At 70.0% G+C, this 12,910-nt stretch carries 15 protein-coding genes; 8 read left to right on the top strand and 7 right to left on the bottom strand.

What is annotated here, in order from left to right; all coding sequences use genetic code 11:
* The first annotated feature begins 54 nt into the window (after window positions 1-54).
* Entirely contained in the window at window positions 55-531 is a 477-nt protein-coding gene (locus ACWD10_RS03960; RefSeq protein ID WP_451086698.1) for a hypothetical protein, read from the top strand.
* A 424-nt stretch (window positions 532-955) separates the two neighbouring features.
* On the opposite strand, the gene ACWD10_RS03955 is transcribed toward ACWD10_RS03960, so the two are convergent.
* Complete coding sequence (locus ACWD10_RS03955) at window positions 956-1,756, bottom strand: SAM-dependent methyltransferase (RefSeq protein WP_451086696.1); 801 nt, start codon at window positions 1,754-1,756, stop codon at window positions 956-958.
* 27 nt (window positions 1,757-1,783) lie between these two features.
* On the opposite strand from ACWD10_RS03955, the gene ACWD10_RS03950 reads away from it, so the two are divergent.
* The 4 genes from ACWD10_RS03950 to ACWD10_RS03935 all read left to right on the top strand — a co-directional run bounded on the left by ACWD10_RS03950 (window position 1,784) and on the right by ACWD10_RS03935 (window position 4,321).
* Entirely contained in the window at window positions 1,784-1,918 is a 135-nt protein-coding gene (locus ACWD10_RS03950; RefSeq protein WP_451086694.1) for a hypothetical protein, read from the top strand.
* Complete coding sequence (locus ACWD10_RS03945; RefSeq protein ID WP_451086692.1) at window positions 1,915-2,241, top strand: hypothetical protein; 327 nt, start codon at window positions 1,915-1,917, stop codon at window positions 2,239-2,241. Before ACWD10_RS03950 ends, ACWD10_RS03945 begins: the two co-directional genes overlap by 4 nt.
* A 421-nt stretch (window positions 2,242-2,662) precedes the next feature.
* The gene (locus tag ACWD10_RS03940) at window positions 2,663-3,718 is read left to right on the top strand and encodes a Gfo/Idh/MocA family protein (RefSeq protein ID WP_451086690.1); all 1,056 of its coding nucleotides are present in this window, start codon (window positions 2,663-2,665) and stop codon (window positions 3,716-3,718) included.
* A gap of 84 nt (window positions 3,719-3,802) precedes the next feature.
* Window positions 3,803-4,321 (top strand): GyrI-like domain-containing protein, encoded by a 519-nt coding sequence (locus ACWD10_RS03935; protein ID WP_451086688.1) that lies wholly within the window; start codon window positions 3,803-3,805, stop codon window positions 4,319-4,321.
* A gap of 34 nt (window positions 4,322-4,355) precedes the next feature.
* Here ACWD10_RS03935 and ACWD10_RS03930 read toward each other — a convergent pair whose 3' ends face one another.
* Window positions 4,356-5,021: a response regulator gene (locus ACWD10_RS03930; protein WP_451086686.1), complete on the bottom strand. Its 666-nt coding sequence runs from the start codon at window positions 5,019-5,021 to the stop codon at window positions 4,356-4,358.
* A 152-nt stretch (window positions 5,022-5,173) separates the two neighbouring features.
* The gene (locus ACWD10_RS03925; protein WP_451086683.1) at window positions 5,174-6,457 is read right to left on the bottom strand and encodes a sensor histidine kinase; all 1,284 of its coding nucleotides are present in this window, start codon (window positions 6,455-6,457) and stop codon (window positions 5,174-5,176) included.
* A 179-nt stretch (window positions 6,458-6,636) separates the two neighbouring features.
* Here ACWD10_RS03925 and ACWD10_RS03920 point away from each other — a divergent pair, with 179 nt between their 5' ends.
* Entirely contained in the window at window positions 6,637-6,846 is a 210-nt protein-coding gene (locus tag ACWD10_RS03920) for a hypothetical protein (RefSeq protein WP_451086681.1), read from the top strand.
* A 47-nt stretch (window positions 6,847-6,893) separates the two neighbouring features.
* On the opposite strand, the gene ACWD10_RS03915 is transcribed toward ACWD10_RS03920, so the two are convergent.
* A complete protein-coding gene (locus tag ACWD10_RS03915) occupies window positions 6,894-7,319 on the bottom strand; it encodes a ribonuclease domain-containing protein (RefSeq protein WP_451086679.1) in 426 nt (141 codons plus the stop codon).
* Between the two features lie 104 nt (window positions 7,320-7,423).
* On the bottom strand, window positions 7,424-8,059 hold the full coding sequence (locus ACWD10_RS03910) for a dihydrofolate reductase family protein (protein WP_451086676.1): 636 nt from the start codon (window positions 8,057-8,059) through the stop codon (window positions 7,424-7,426).
* Window positions 8,060-8,269: 210 nt separating this feature from the next.
* Between ACWD10_RS03910 and ACWD10_RS03905 the strand changes: the two genes are divergently transcribed.
* Window positions 8,270-9,007 (top strand): SDR family oxidoreductase, encoded by a 738-nt coding sequence (locus tag ACWD10_RS03905; protein ID WP_451086674.1) that lies wholly within the window; start codon window positions 8,270-8,272, stop codon window positions 9,005-9,007.
* Between the two features lie 103 nt (window positions 9,008-9,110).
* Here ACWD10_RS03905 and alc read toward each other — a convergent pair whose 3' ends face one another.
* Together alc and allB are read right to left on the bottom strand one after the other, a co-directional pair.
* Window positions 9,111-10,250 (bottom strand): allantoicase, encoded by a 1,140-nt coding sequence (alc, locus tag ACWD10_RS03900; protein WP_451086672.1) that lies wholly within the window; start codon window positions 10,248-10,250, stop codon window positions 9,111-9,113.
* Window positions 10,251-10,254: 4 nt separating this feature from the next.
* Window positions 10,255-11,592 carry an allantoinase AllB gene (gene allB / locus ACWD10_RS03895; RefSeq protein WP_451087197.1) on the bottom strand — a complete coding sequence of 446 codons (1,338 nt, stop codon included), beginning with the start codon at window positions 11,590-11,592 and terminating at the stop codon, window positions 10,255-10,257.
* Window positions 11,593-12,044: 452 nt separating this feature from the next.
* Between allB and ACWD10_RS03890 the strand changes: the two genes are divergently transcribed.
* Window positions 12,045-12,854 (top strand): IclR family transcriptional regulator, encoded by an 810-nt coding sequence (locus tag ACWD10_RS03890; protein ID WP_451086670.1) that lies wholly within the window; start codon window positions 12,045-12,047, stop codon window positions 12,852-12,854.
* The last annotated feature ends 56 nt before the right edge of the window (window positions 12,855-12,910 follow it).

Raw genomic sequence — 12,910 nt, 5'->3', positions numbered from 1 at the left:
TCGACGGCCACGCCTACCGCTACCTGCCCTGATCACGCACTTCAAGGACGACCCGTGGAACCCATCATCTGGCTCAGGCCCGAATTCAAAGGCCGTGAAGATGAGTTGATAACGCTCTCCGCCGCAGCCAGCCTCGCCGGCATCTCCCGCTCCGCCGTCAGCAACTGGGCCAAGCGCCACAAGAACTTCCCCCTGCTCGCCCTTCTGACCGGCCCACCCACCAAGCAGGTCAAATGGGTTGTGCGTGAAGAGTTCCTCGAGTTCGCCCGCATTCAACTCGGCAAGCCACGCGGCGGCCGCCGAACCCCCAAGGCACAGCGCCCCACCATCACCCTCCTCGCGAACGAGGTCGCCCACTACACGCAGCAGGTCAAGCGCCTCACCGCACTCATCGCCCGACACAAGCACGCCCTGGTCGGGGCAGAGGAACGCCTGCGCGCCGCCCAGCAACGCCTCAACAGGGCCAAGGTCCGGCTGGACGCCGAACTCGCCGCCGCCAAACAGCACATCAACAACCGCCCCACCCCGTAGCCACCGCGCCCACCGGCGAGACAACTCAGCCGACCGCACCGCCTGCGCATCGTCTCCGACGACGACCAGAGCGAGCCACTAGCCCAGCTGCGGAGCACCTCGATCTGAGGCTGGCTCCGCATGCGGCACACCACAGCACAGAATCCGGAAGAATCATGACGAAACATCATCAACTTCTACACTCAAGCTGGGCAAGAATGGCTGGAACTCAACCAGCCGCAAATCACCGCACACGCCGCATACGAGGATCTATCCGGCTCCCCCAAGGTGGTGTTCACCGCGCGGCCCCGGGCCAACTGCCAGACCTGCGGCAAGGGCCAAACGCAGAACGAGGCCACGATGTGCTCCTCATACTGTGAGCACCGCTCACCCTAAGAGTTGGGCTACCTCCCCGAGGAAGCCTCGCCCCACGCGACCTGACCCGTCAGGGCTTACGCGCCACCGCCCCGTACATAGCGATGGCCCGGTCGTCGATACCGTCCTGCTCGGGGCCCGGCCGCCACTTGTGGACCTGGGTGACACCCGGGTCGACCAGGTCCATCCCATCGAACAAGGAGGTCGCGGTCGGCAGGTCACGCAGCGCCATGGGCATGCCCTGCTGGGCGTACTCCTCGGCCACCCGGCCCACCTCCTCGGGCGCGAAGTCGGCGGTGCCGATCGTCATCGCCAGGAAGCTGCCCGACGGCAGCGGTTCGAGCAGCCGCTGCACCAAGTGCCGGTCGTCCGGCGGCAGGATGAAATGCAGCATCCCAATGATCATCAGGCCGACCGGCTCGTCCAGGTCGATCAGCGCACAGAATTCAGGGCTGTCCAAGATGGCGTCCGGGTCGTGCATGTCCGCATCGACGTACGCGGTCGCGCCCTCGGGCGAACTCTGCAAAAGGGCGCGGGCGTGCGCCAAGACGATGGGGTCGTTGTCGACGTAGACGACGTGCGACTCCGGTGCCGCCTTCTGCACCACATCGTGCAGATTGGGGGCTGTGGGCAGACCAGTGCCGATGTCGAGGAACTGCCGCACCCCCATCTCCTGGGCAAGGAAGTGCCCAGCACGGTGCATGAACCGGCGATTCTCCAACATGTGCACGGGCAGCGCCGGCCAGTGCCGGCACATGGCGTCGCCTGCCTCGACGTCGACAAGGTAATGGTCCTTGCCACCCAGAATGTAGTCGTACACCCGCGCCGAATGTGCCGTCGAGGTGTCAATCCGATCACCCGCGCTGTGCATGGGCCGCTCCGCTCTTCACCGCTGACAATGGCCACCAGACGCTACAGCGGGCCGAACGTCCGGGAGCACCGCAAGAAGAAGGGACAGTCCACATCGGACACCACACCCAAGCCCAAGCGGAAGGATGACACCGGCACCGAGACAGGACGGAAGACCACATGAGCGAGCTAGAAGCCCTACGCGAGGCACTCCGCGAGGAACTCAACAACCTGTGGGACGACCTCAGCAGCGCCCGCGACAGCGCCCTGAAGGGACAGTGGTCCATGCGGTGCGACTTCCTCACCGACCGGATCAAGAAGCTCACCGTGCTCGTCGGCCCGACCCCATGGCGCAACATCGACCTCGCGCTCGTCGAGGACGGCATCTATCAGCGCGTCCACGCCGTGCTCGGAGTGGAAGCGCCCGTAGACATGGAAGCGGTCGCACAGGCCCGCGTAAGGATCAACGAGGACCGACAGGGCATGCGCCTCCGACACGCGACGTAGCCCCGACCCTCATGTCCACCTCCATGGCATCACCGCCTCACGGGTAAAACACAGTGTCTCCAGGCAGAGCGCGAACCCGGACCGGTAGTCAGTCGAATGCCCAGCAGCCGGTCACCTGGGGCTTTGACGCAACTCTCCAGATGCAAGCGCCGCATGGCATCGCGGGGGATACTTCGGGGGACGGGCGGGGGACAGAGGCCTAACAAAGGCTAAGGAAAGCTAGGGAAAGATCAGGCAAGAACTCCCCCTTGCTACAAACCCCTTCCTGCGCCTACAGGTCCATGACCTGCATTGATGCGGCTCTGACCTGGCCAGTCTCCGGATGATGCCCTTGATCGCGTAAGCAAGTTCCACCATTCCGGAAGTTCGATTGTCAGGACAAACCCTGGACAGCGCCGGGTGCCGATGCCAGGTTGGGGGCATGCGCATCGGACTCATCGGGACAGGACGTATTGGTTCATTTCACGCCGGGGTGCTCGCCCGGCATCCGGATGTGGCGGCGCTCGTCGTCGCCGACGCGGAGCCCGCGCGGGCGGACGAGCTGGCGCGGCGGATCGGCACGACGGCGACGGCCGAGGTGACCGCCGCGGGGGTGCCCGAGCTCTTCGAGGGCGGCCCCGGCGGCGTGGACGCGGTGGTGATCACGGCCGCGACCGCCGCGCACGCCGAGCTGATCGGCCGGGCGGCGCGGGCCGGACTGCCCGCGTTCTGCGAGAAGCCCATCGCCCTCGACCTGGCGGGCACCCTGAGCGCGCTCCACGAAGTGGAGGCGGCCGGGTCGGTGCTCCAGCTCGGCTTCCAGCGGCGCTTCGACGCCGGGTACGCGGCGGCCCGCGAGGCGGTACGGGGCGGGCGGCTCGGCCGGCTGCACACGGTGCGGGCGATCACCTCGGACCCGGCGCCGCCCCCGGCCGCGTACCTGCCGCTGTCCGGCGGGCTCTACCGGGACTGTCTGGTGCACGACTTCGACATCCTGCGCTGGGTGACGGGGCGTGAGGTGACCGCGGTGTACGCGGTCGGCTCGGCCGCGGGGCCCGCGATGTTCCGGGAGGCCGACGACGTCGACACGGCCGCGGCCGTCCTCACCCTGGACGACGGCACGCTCGCCACGGCGACGGCCACGCGCTGCAACGGCGCGGGCTACGACGTACGCATGGAACTGGCGGGCGAGGACGACCAACTCGCCGTCGGCTGGGACGACCGGACCCCGCTCACCTCGGCGGAACCGGCGGGCCCGCCCGCCCCCGACAAGCCGTGGACCGGCTTCCTGGAGCGCTTCGCGCCCGCGTACGAGGCGGAGCTCGGGGCATTCGTGGAGGTCGTACGCGGCGAGCGGGCCAACCCGTGCGACGGCCGCGAGGCCCTGCACGCCCTGCGCATCGCGGAGGCGTGCGAACTGTCACGGCGACAGGCTCGGCCGGTACGGCTGGCGGAGATCGGACCTACAGAGGAAATCGGCTCTACAGAGAAGCGCTGACGTCGTCCCACGAGTCCCGCACCCCCTACCGAAGAACCGCTCCCCCACGTGCGCCGATGGCCCGGGCCCGGCACCATCGAGCCCATGGCGACACAACCGAGGATCGTGGAGCGGGGCGCGCAGCCCTTCGTGGGGGTACGGGGCCGGGTCACCTGGGCGACGTTCGGGGAGGTCGCCGACCGGCTGCCGGAGATCATCGGCTGGCTGGCCGAGCGCGGCATCAAGCCCGTGGACGGGCCCTTCTTCAAGTACGAGGTGCTCGACCCCACGGACCGGGAGCGTGAGCTCGAAGTGGTGGCCGGGGTTCCGGTGGGTGAGCGGGTGCGGCTCGAGGGGACGGACTGGCCGGACATGTTCGGCGGCATGCTGCCCGCGGGCCGCTATGTCACGGTCACGCATGTCGGGCATCCGGACGAGCTGTTCGACGTGACCACGTTCGTCCTCAAGTGGGCCCGGGCCAAGGGCCTCGACTGGGACATGACGCACACGGAGCGGGGCGATGAGGTGTGGGGCTGCCGTCTGGAGAGCTACAAGACGGACCCGCGCGTCGAGCCCGACCTGCACAAGTGGGAGACGGAGCTCGCCTTCAGGCTCCGGGACTGACTGCATATCCAGCCCGTCCGGCGTTTGAGGACGGCTACTCCGCGTCGAGCAGCCCCGCGTCGTGGACCAACAGGGCGATCTGGACCCGGTTGTTGAGGTCCAGCTTGGCCAGGGTGCGGGACACATGCGCCTTGACGGTGGCCACGCTCATGTAGAGCTCCGCGGCGATCTCGGAGTTGGACAGGCCCCGGCCGACCGCGACGGCCACCTCGCGCTCCCGCTGGTTCAGGGCGCCGAGCCGGTCGGCCGCATCGGACTGCCGGGTGTCCGGGCGCGTACCGGCGGCGTGGGTCATCAACTGGCGCGTGACGGCCGGGGAGAACACCGGCTCACCGGCCGCGACGCGGCGTACCGCCGTGACGATCTCGGCGGGCGGGGTGTCCTTGAGCACGAACCCGGCCGCTCCGGCGCGCAGCGCCCGCAGCACCTGCTCGTCGGCGTGGAAGGTGGTGAGCACGACCACCTCGGGGGCGTCCTTGCGGCCGCGCAGCTGCTCGGTGGCGGTGAGGCCGTCGACGGACGGCATCCGGATGTCCATCAGGACGACGTCGGGGCGCAGCCGGTCCACCAGGCCGGGCACCTCGGTGCCGTCGGCCGCCTCGCCCACCACCTCGATGTCGTCCGCACCGCCGATCATCAGGGACAGGCCCGCACGGACCAGAGGATCGTCGTCGACAAGCAGCAGCCGGATGGGGTTCATGCGCCCTACGGTAGTCAGCCGCGGGATCACCAACTCAGCCCGTCCGGCGTTTGAGGACGAGCCCTGTTCAGGGGCGAAGGGGGGTCTGGGGGCGCAGCCCCCAGAAGACGGCACCCGAGCCGACGGAGCGCCTACGGGCCGTAAGACGAGTCCTAACTCGCCCACGGCAACCACGCGTTGACGCGAAAGCCACCGCTCCCGTCAGCCCCGTGTTCCAGGCGCCCCCCGGCCAGCGTCGCTCGTTCGGTCAGGCCGATCAGGCCCTGGCCGGAGCCGGGGACCTCGGGGACGTCGCCGGGCGGCGCGGGGTTGCGGACCTCGACCGTCAGCCCCTCACCGGGCGCCCCGGTCACGAGGACCGTCACCTCGGCGCCCGGCGCGTGCTTGCGGGCATTGGTGAGGCCCTCCTGGACGATCCGGTAGGCGTTGCGGCCGGTGGCGGCGGGCACCGCGGCGGGGTCGTCGATCCGGCTGTCCAGCGTGACCTTCATCCCGGCCTCGCGGCACTCCCCGACCAGGGACGTGACCGCGGCGAGGGTCGGCTGGGGGCGGCCGCTCTCGTCGCCGGGCTCGTGGGCGCGCAGTACGCCGATGATCTCGCGCAGGTCCTGAAGCGCCTCGTGGGCGCTCTCGCGGATCACCGAGGCGGCCCGGCCGACCTGTTCCTGCGGGGCGTCGGGCCGGAACTCCAGGGCACCCGCGTGCACGCTGAGCAACGTGAGCCGGTGGGCGAGCACATCGTGCATCTCGCGGGCGATGGCCTCCCGGGCCAGGCGCTGGGCCTGCTCGGCGCGGAGCGCGGCCTCGGCCTCGGCGCGGCGGGCCCGGTCGCGCAGCGAGAGCAGCAGCTGACGCCGTGACCTGACGAAGCAGCCCCAGCCGATCACGGTGACGCTGACCAGGACGGAGAAGGTCACCGACACCAGGTACGGCTCATTGGCATCGGGCCGCAGCCAGAAGAACAGCGGCACCAGGGCGATCGAGGCCCCGCCGATCCAGGCGACGTACCGGAACGGCCGGTGCACCGCGAGCGTGAACACGGCGACCGCCCCGGCGCCGCCCGCGGTGTCGGAGACGAGGCCGACCAGGACGAGGGCGATGGCCAGGCCCACCGGATAGCGGCGGCGCAGCCAGACGGCGGCGCAGGCCAGGGCACCGAGAACCTGGTCGAGGTAGGCGAGGTTGGTGGAGACGTGCGGGTTGTCGCTGACCGTCTCCGCGATGACCAGGCCGAAGCCGACGGCCAGGAGGAAGGCGGTGAAGTCGACGATCCAGTCCCGCACGGTCCGCTTCGGGCGGCCGCTCCGGGTAGCCCGGTCCGGGTCGAGTTCGGCGGCGATGGCGGCGGGCAGCAGCGACGGCCACCGGAAGGGCGGTCCTGGCCGGTCGTCCGCGGGGAGCGCGGTGGCCCCCCGCGGCTGCTGCACATCACTCATGGTCGACAAATCTACGCAGTCGTGACCCCCGGGGGCGCGCTCAAGGGCGGATCACCGACCAAAGTCGGGGACGTCGAGACTTTCGGCGGTGGGGGCGCCGGGCGGCGCCGACTTAGGTGCGGACGGCATCGCCCCGCGGCCGATGCCTGGCCGCCGTGCGGCGGGCGAGCCTGGATCCCATGAAGGCAGCACTTGAGGTTCTCGGCTTGATTCTGCTGATCCAGGGCGTGGCCGCCGTGGTGCACGAGCTCACCGGTTGGCTGGCCGGGTGGGGCGTGGTGCAGCGCCTGCACTTCCTCGACGGCTATGAGCTGTACGCGGGCATCGCCTTGGTGGTCCTGGCGTTCGCGCTGTTCGCGGCGGCGGAGAGCCGGAAGGGCCGTGGGTAGCCCTTCCGGCTCGGACGCTGAAACTCCGCTTCAGCTGAAACTTCGCTTCAGCAGGCGTAGTCGACCAGGTCGAACGACTCGTAGTGGTAGGCCGTGTAGTAGTCCTCCTGCTCGGCCTCGCCGGTCACGATGCGGCGGGCGCCGCGGTCGTCGGAGCCGGGGGTCTCGACCGTGTACTCGTGGTAGTAGCCCTGTTCCTGGTCGGGGAGGATCCCTTCCCGGTTCTGGAAGACGGTGCCGTCCTGCGGGTACGGGTAGGGGCCGCCCTGCTCGATCAGGTCGAGGGTGTCGTGGGCCTCGGGCGGCAGCGCCGAGTAGCAGATGTCGCCGACCGCGGCGGTCTCGGCGGGCGCCGTGGCGACGGTGCGGGTCGTGGGGGCTTCGGCCGGGCTCGCGTTGGCGGCGACGGGGCCGCCGACGAGGAGCGCGGCAGCGAGAGCGATACCGGTTGCGATACGTGGGGGAATTCGCATGACCTCAGAATGACGCGCGTAGAGCATGACGTGTCAATGTCAAGTCGCAGAGTTTTTCCGACTGTTACCCCGCTGTTCGGAGTCCCGGACCGCCTCTTTCCCTTTCAGCCCTCGTCGTTCATCTTCGCGAGGTCGAACTCCCCGTATTCGGGGCGCCCCTTGAGGTCGTACGTCGTGATGGTGACGCCCGTGCTGGTGATCAGGGAGTCCGTGGCGCGGAACGCGGTCGGCCGGGAGCCGTCGCCGAACAGCCGCTTGCCGGTGCCGAGGACCAGCGGATACGTGAACAGGTACAGGGTGTCGATCAGGTCGTGCTGAAGCAGCGTCCGGGCGAGCGCGCCGCTGCCGTGCATCTGCAGCTCGCGGCCGGGCCGCTCCTTGAGTTCCGTGACCTCCTTGACCAGGTCGTCGCCGCCGATGATGTGCGAGGGCGACCAGTCGGCCGAGGTGAGCGTGGTCGAAGCGACGTACTTCGGCAGGGCGTTGAGCCTGCCGGCCACCGGGTCGTCCGGGTCGGTCACCTTCGGCCAGGCGCCCGCGAAGATCTCGTACGTTCGCCTGCCGAGGAGGAAGGCGTCGACGCGGCTGAAGATCCCGTCGACGAACTGGCCGAAGGCATCGTCCATATACGGCACCAGCCAGCCGCCGTGCTCGAAACCGCCGCTGGTGTCCTCCTGGGGGCCGCCCGGGGCCTGGTAGACGCTGTCCAGGGTGACGAACTGGGTGAGGGTGAGCTTCATGGCCAGGGGTCCTTCCGGTGCGGGGAGCGGGTCGTGCACGCCAGGCTGCGATCAGTCTGCGTTTGGCGCCTCGCAGGGAGGACCGTCGCCGCGCCGGGAACTCATCGGCCGTACGGGAGAACTTTTGTGTCCGATCTCCGCCAGCGTCGCCGTACGCCCGCCGGTTTTCTTGAACCCGTAACAACAGTCTCCATAGGCAAGGGGTTCGGCATGAACGGCAAGGTGGCACTGGTGACCGGCGGCAGCCGTGGGATGGGCGCCGCGATCGCGCTGCGGCTCGCGCGGGAGGGCGCCGATGTGGCCCTCACCTATGTGAAGGGCGAGGACGCGGCCCGTGAGGTCGTGACGAAGATCGAGGCGATGGGGCGGCGCGGGGTGGCCTTCCGGGCCGACGCGGCGGACCCGGAGGCGCCCGCGGCGGCCGTGCGCCGCACTCACGAGCACTTCGGCAGGATCGACGTCCTGGTGAACAACGCGGGCGTCGCAGCCCTCGGCCCCGTCGGGGAGTTGGCCGCGGCGGATGTGGACCGGGTGCTCGACACCAATGTGCGCGGGGTGTTCCTGGCCTCGCAGGCGGCGGCCGGGCTCTTGTCGTCCGGCGGCCGGATCATCTCCATGGGCTCGGCCCTGGCCCGGCACGCGGGCGGACCCGGCAGCTACGGATCCCTGTACGCGATGAGCAAGTCCGCCCTGACCGGTCTGACCAAGGCGCTCGCCCGCGAGCTCGGCGGGCGCGGCATCACGGCGAACGTGATCCACCCGGGGGCGGTCGACACGGACATGAACCCGGCCGACGGCCCGTTCGCGGAGCCGCAGCGGGCGGGGACCGCGCTCGGCCGGTTCGGCTCGTCGGAGGAGATCGCGGGCCTGGTCGCCCATCTCGCCGGGGACGAGGGGGCGTACATCACGGGCGCCGAGCTGGTCATCGACGGCGGGCACTCCGCCTGACGCCAACGCACGGTCCGCACAAAGCGGTTGGGGCGCACCGGGGCTGTCCTCCCGGTGCGCCCCATGGGCGGTGTCGGAGCCGCCCGGCTCAGGGGGCGGGCAATCAGCCGCCGAGCTCCTGGTGGCGGGCGGCCAGTGCGGCCGCGCCGTTCTCGGTCAGCGAGCCGTACAGGCGGAGCCGCGAGAAGCCGCCGTCGGGGTAGATGTCGATCCGTACGTGGGAGCCGACCGCCGGGGTGTCGAGCACGAACCGGTGGTTGGTGTCGGGCTGGAGGCGGGTGCGGGGCAGGAACTCCTGCCACGCTCCCTCTTCCCCTTCAGGGCCTTCACTGCTCTTGATCGACAGGGCGGCCCACCCCGCCGAGTTGCCCTTGAGGTACGCGGTGTCGATCTCGATGGCGCGGATCGAGGACTCGGCGACGAGCTGGTAGTTGATCCAGTCGTTGCCGTTGTCGCGGCGGCGTGCGGTCTCCCAGCCGTCGTCCATCTTGCGGGAGCGGCCCGGGTTGATGGTGTTGACGGGCGAGGAGTAGAAGCGGTTCGAGGCGTCCTGTACGGAGCCGCCGTTCTCCAGGGCGACCACGTCGAACGTGCCGAGCGCGGCGAGCCACTTGGGGTCCGGCAGGACCTCGCCGTACACCCGCAGGCGGGCGATGCCGCCGTCCGGGTGCTGGTTGACGCGCAGATGCGTGAAGCGCTGCTCCGCGGTCACCTCGAAGCCGTTGGCGGCGTGGCCGCCGACGGGGGTGCGGGGGACGATCGTCGTCCACTTGACGTCGCCGGAGAGCAGCTCCTCCGGCGTCGGGGCGCCGTCCACCGACGTGGCCTCGATGGAGACGGCCTGCGGCATGTTGCCGCGGAAGTGCGCGGTGTCGACGACGACGCCGCGGATCACGCCGGGGGCGCCGAGACGGACCAGGGCCCAGTCGTGGTCGTCCTCGGTGGGCCAGGGCTGCTCGGCCGAGACGCCGCGCCGACGGCGGGTCTCCCAGCCGTCCATGACCTTGCCCTTGTGCCCGAAGTGCTCGGGGTCGAACTCGGCCCGCTCGGGCACGAGCAGGTTCTCGCGCTGGGCGAAGAACTCGTCGTTGGCGGCGATGACACCGGCGCCGAGCTGACGGTCGGCGAGGTTGGCGTACTGGGCGAACGGGAACTCGGCGGTGCGGTAGTCGGCGTACGGGTCGCCGCCCGCGTACGGGTTCGCGTTACCGGTGAAGGAGGGTATGGCAGAAGAGGACGCCACGGTGTCAGTTGTTCCTTTCCAGAAGTCGGCCGGTGGGCTCGGTGAACTCGCCGTCCGCGTACACGCGCTGACCGCGCAGCCAGGTGGACTTCACGACGCCGTGCAGGGTCTTGCCCGCGTACGCCGTGACCCGGTTGCGGTGCTGCAGCTCCGCGGGATCGACGGTGAAGGTCTCGTCGGGCGCGAGGACCGCGAAGTCGGCGTCGCGGCCTTCCTCGATGGCGCCCTTCTGGTCCAGGCCGACCAGCTCCGACGTACGCGCGGACATCCAGCGCACGACGTCCTCGAGGCCGTATCCGCGCTTGCGGGCCTCGGTCCAGATGGCCGGGAGGCTGAGCTGGAGGCCGGAGATGCCGCCCCAGGCGGTCGCGAAGTCCTCGGTCTTGAGGTCCGCGGTGGACGGCGAGTGGTCGGTGACGATGCAGTCGACGGTGCCGTCGGCGAGGGCCTGCCAGAGCAGGTCCTGGTTGGCGCTCTCGCGGATCGGCGGGCAGCACTTGAACTCGCTCGCGCCGTCGGGGACTTCCTCGGCGGTGAGCGTGAGGTAGTGCGGGCAGGTCTCGACGGTGAGCTTGACGCCCTCGGCGCGGGCGGCGGCGATCAGCGGCAGCGCGTCGGAGGAGGAGAGGTGCAGCACGTGCACGCGCGCGTCGAGCCGCTTCGCGGTGTCGATCAGGCGCTTGATGGCGACGTCCTCGGAGACGCGCGGCCGGGTCTGCAGGTAGTCGCCGTACTTCGGGCCGCTCAGGTGCGGGGCGCTGTCCAGCTCGTGCGGGTCCTCGGCGTGCACGATCAGGAGGCCGCCGAAGCCCGCGATCTCGGCCATGGAGACGGCGAGTTGGTCCTGGTCGAGGTGCGGGAACTCATCCACGCCGGAGGGCGACAGGAAGCACTTGAAGCCGTAGACGCCCGCGTCGTGCAGGGGCTCCAGGTCCTTGACGTTGTCGGGCAGGGCGCCGCCCCAGAAGCCGATGTCGATGTGCGCCTTGCTGCGGGCGACCTCCTGCTTGGTGCGCAGGTTCGCGACGGTGGTGGTGGGCGGCAGGGAGTTGAGCGGCATGTCCACGAGGGTCGTGATGCCACCGGCGGCGGCCGCGCGGGTGGCGGTCCAGAAGCCTTCCCACTCGGTGCGGCCCGGGTCGTTCACGTGGACGTGGGTGTCGACGAGGCCGGGCAGCAGCACATCGTCGCCGACGTCCTCGAGCCGGGCGCCGGAGGGCACCTCGGTCTCGTACGGCAGCACCGCGGCGATCTTCCCGGCGGCGACGGCGACCGAGGCCGGGCGCGTCCCTTCCGGGGTGAGGACGCGCGTCGAGCGCAGTACCAGTTCCACGGCTTCCACGTCGGACACCCGGTCTCCTTTTCCGTAATTCCGTATTCCGGAGAGATTCTCGGCAGAGCGTCTTCCGCAAAGCGGAATTCAACGTTCTGTTGAAACGAATCTTCACCTCGGGACGAGAGTCCGTCAAGACCCCCGTGAGCCCGCCCGGAGACTTCCGGAGGGCTCCCTTCCGGTCACTGCTCCAGTTTAGAGCTTTCCATAAAGCGGAACAACATTTTCGAGGAGCAGAATATAGGTCTCTACAGTAGGCGAGCCGGATACCGTCGTGAAGTGAGGGGCAACACACGGACAAACCGTCACTGACCGGCGGAGATCTTCCTTGACCTGGGCCCCCACTCCGGTGGAACCGACGGGTAGGCTTCCCCTCTGCCCGCCCGTCTCCCACCACCGCCCTCAACTGAATCCCTTCGGGATGCCCCTCCTGACCTGGAGCACTGAAAGGACCGCGCCCCGTGCCGACCCCCAGCGCCAGCGACGCCGCCGCAGAAGTCGCCGCCTCCAAGCCCGCCGCCAGTGGTGGCGTGCAGTCACTCGAGCGCGCCTTCGACCTCCTCGAGCGCATGGCGGACGCGGGCGGCGAGGTCGGTCTGAGCGAGCTCTCCGCCAGCAGCGGGCTGCCCCTGCCGACGATCCACCGCCTGATGCGCACGCTCGTCGCCACCGGCTACGTACGCCAGCAGCCCAACCGCCGCTACTCGCTCGGCCCCCGCCTCATCCGCCTCGGCGAGTCCGCGTCCCGCCTCCTGGGCACCTGGGCCCGGCCGTACCTCGCACGCCTGGTCGAGGAGACCGGCGAGACCGCGAACATGGCGCTGCTCGACGGCGACGAGATCGTGTACGTGGCCCAGGTGCCGTCCAAGCACTCGATGCGGATGTTCACCGAGGTCGGCCGCCGCGTGCTGCCGCACTCCACCGGCGTGGGCAAGGCGCTGCTCGCCGACACCCCCGCGGACGAGGTGCGCGCGCTGCTCGCCCGTACCGGCATGCCCGCCGCGACCGAGAAGACGATCACCACGCCGGAGGGCTTCCTCGCCGCCCTCGAGGACGTACGGCGCACCGGCTACGCGGTGGACGACAACGAGCAGGAGATCGGGGTCCGCTGCCTCGCGGTCTCGGTGCCCAACTCCCCCACCCCGGCCGCCGTCTCGATCTCCGGCCCCGCGGGCCGGGTCACGGAGGCGGCCACCGACAAGATCGTGCCGATCCTTCAGCAGGTCGCGACGGAACTCGCGGGTGCGTTGTCCAGCACGAACGGGTCCTGATCGGTTCTGACGGGTCCTTGCGGGCCCTGGCGCGAGTCCTAGCTGCCCCTGGCGGG

It is taken from the genome of Streptomyces sp. NPDC002851 (assembly GCF_053591935.1).
This window is presented reverse-complemented; position numbering and strand designations above follow the sequence as displayed.

Coding starts and splice junctions, on each gene's coding strand:
- ACWD10_RS03905 (WP_451086674.1), top strand. CDS start 8,270: ATGAACGGCAAGGTGGCACTGGTGACCGGCGGCAGCCGTGGGATGGGC.
- ACWD10_RS03925 (WP_451086683.1), bottom strand. CDS start 6,457: ATGAGTGATGTGCAGCAGCCGCGGGGGGCCACCGCGCTCCCCGCGGAC.
- ACWD10_RS03920 (WP_451086681.1), top strand. CDS start 6,637: ATGAAGGCAGCACTTGAGGTTCTCGGCTTGATTCTGCTGATCCAGGGC.
- ACWD10_RS03930 (WP_451086686.1), bottom strand. CDS start 5,021: ATGAACCCCATCCGGCTGCTGCTTGTCGACGACGATCCTCTGGTCCGT.
- ACWD10_RS03935 (WP_451086688.1), top strand. CDS start 3,803: ATGGCGACACAACCGAGGATCGTGGAGCGGGGCGCGCAGCCCTTCGTG.
- ACWD10_RS03945 (WP_451086692.1), top strand. CDS start 1,915: ATGAGCGAGCTAGAAGCCCTACGCGAGGCACTCCGCGAGGAACTCAAC.
- ACWD10_RS03910 (WP_451086676.1), bottom strand. CDS start 8,059: ATGAAGCTCACCCTCACCCAGTTCGTCACCCTGGACAGCGTCTACCAG.
- ACWD10_RS03915 (WP_451086679.1), bottom strand. CDS start 7,319: ATGCGAATTCCCCCACGTATCGCAACCGGTATCGCTCTCGCTGCCGCG.
- ACWD10_RS03955 (WP_451086696.1), bottom strand. CDS start 1,756: ATGCACAGCGCGGGTGATCGGATTGACACCTCGACGGCACATTCGGCG.
- ACWD10_RS03940 (WP_451086690.1), top strand. CDS start 2,663: ATGCGCATCGGACTCATCGGGACAGGACGTATTGGTTCATTTCACGCC.
- ACWD10_RS03950 (WP_451086694.1), top strand. CDS start 1,784: ATGGCCACCAGACGCTACAGCGGGCCGAACGTCCGGGAGCACCGCAAG.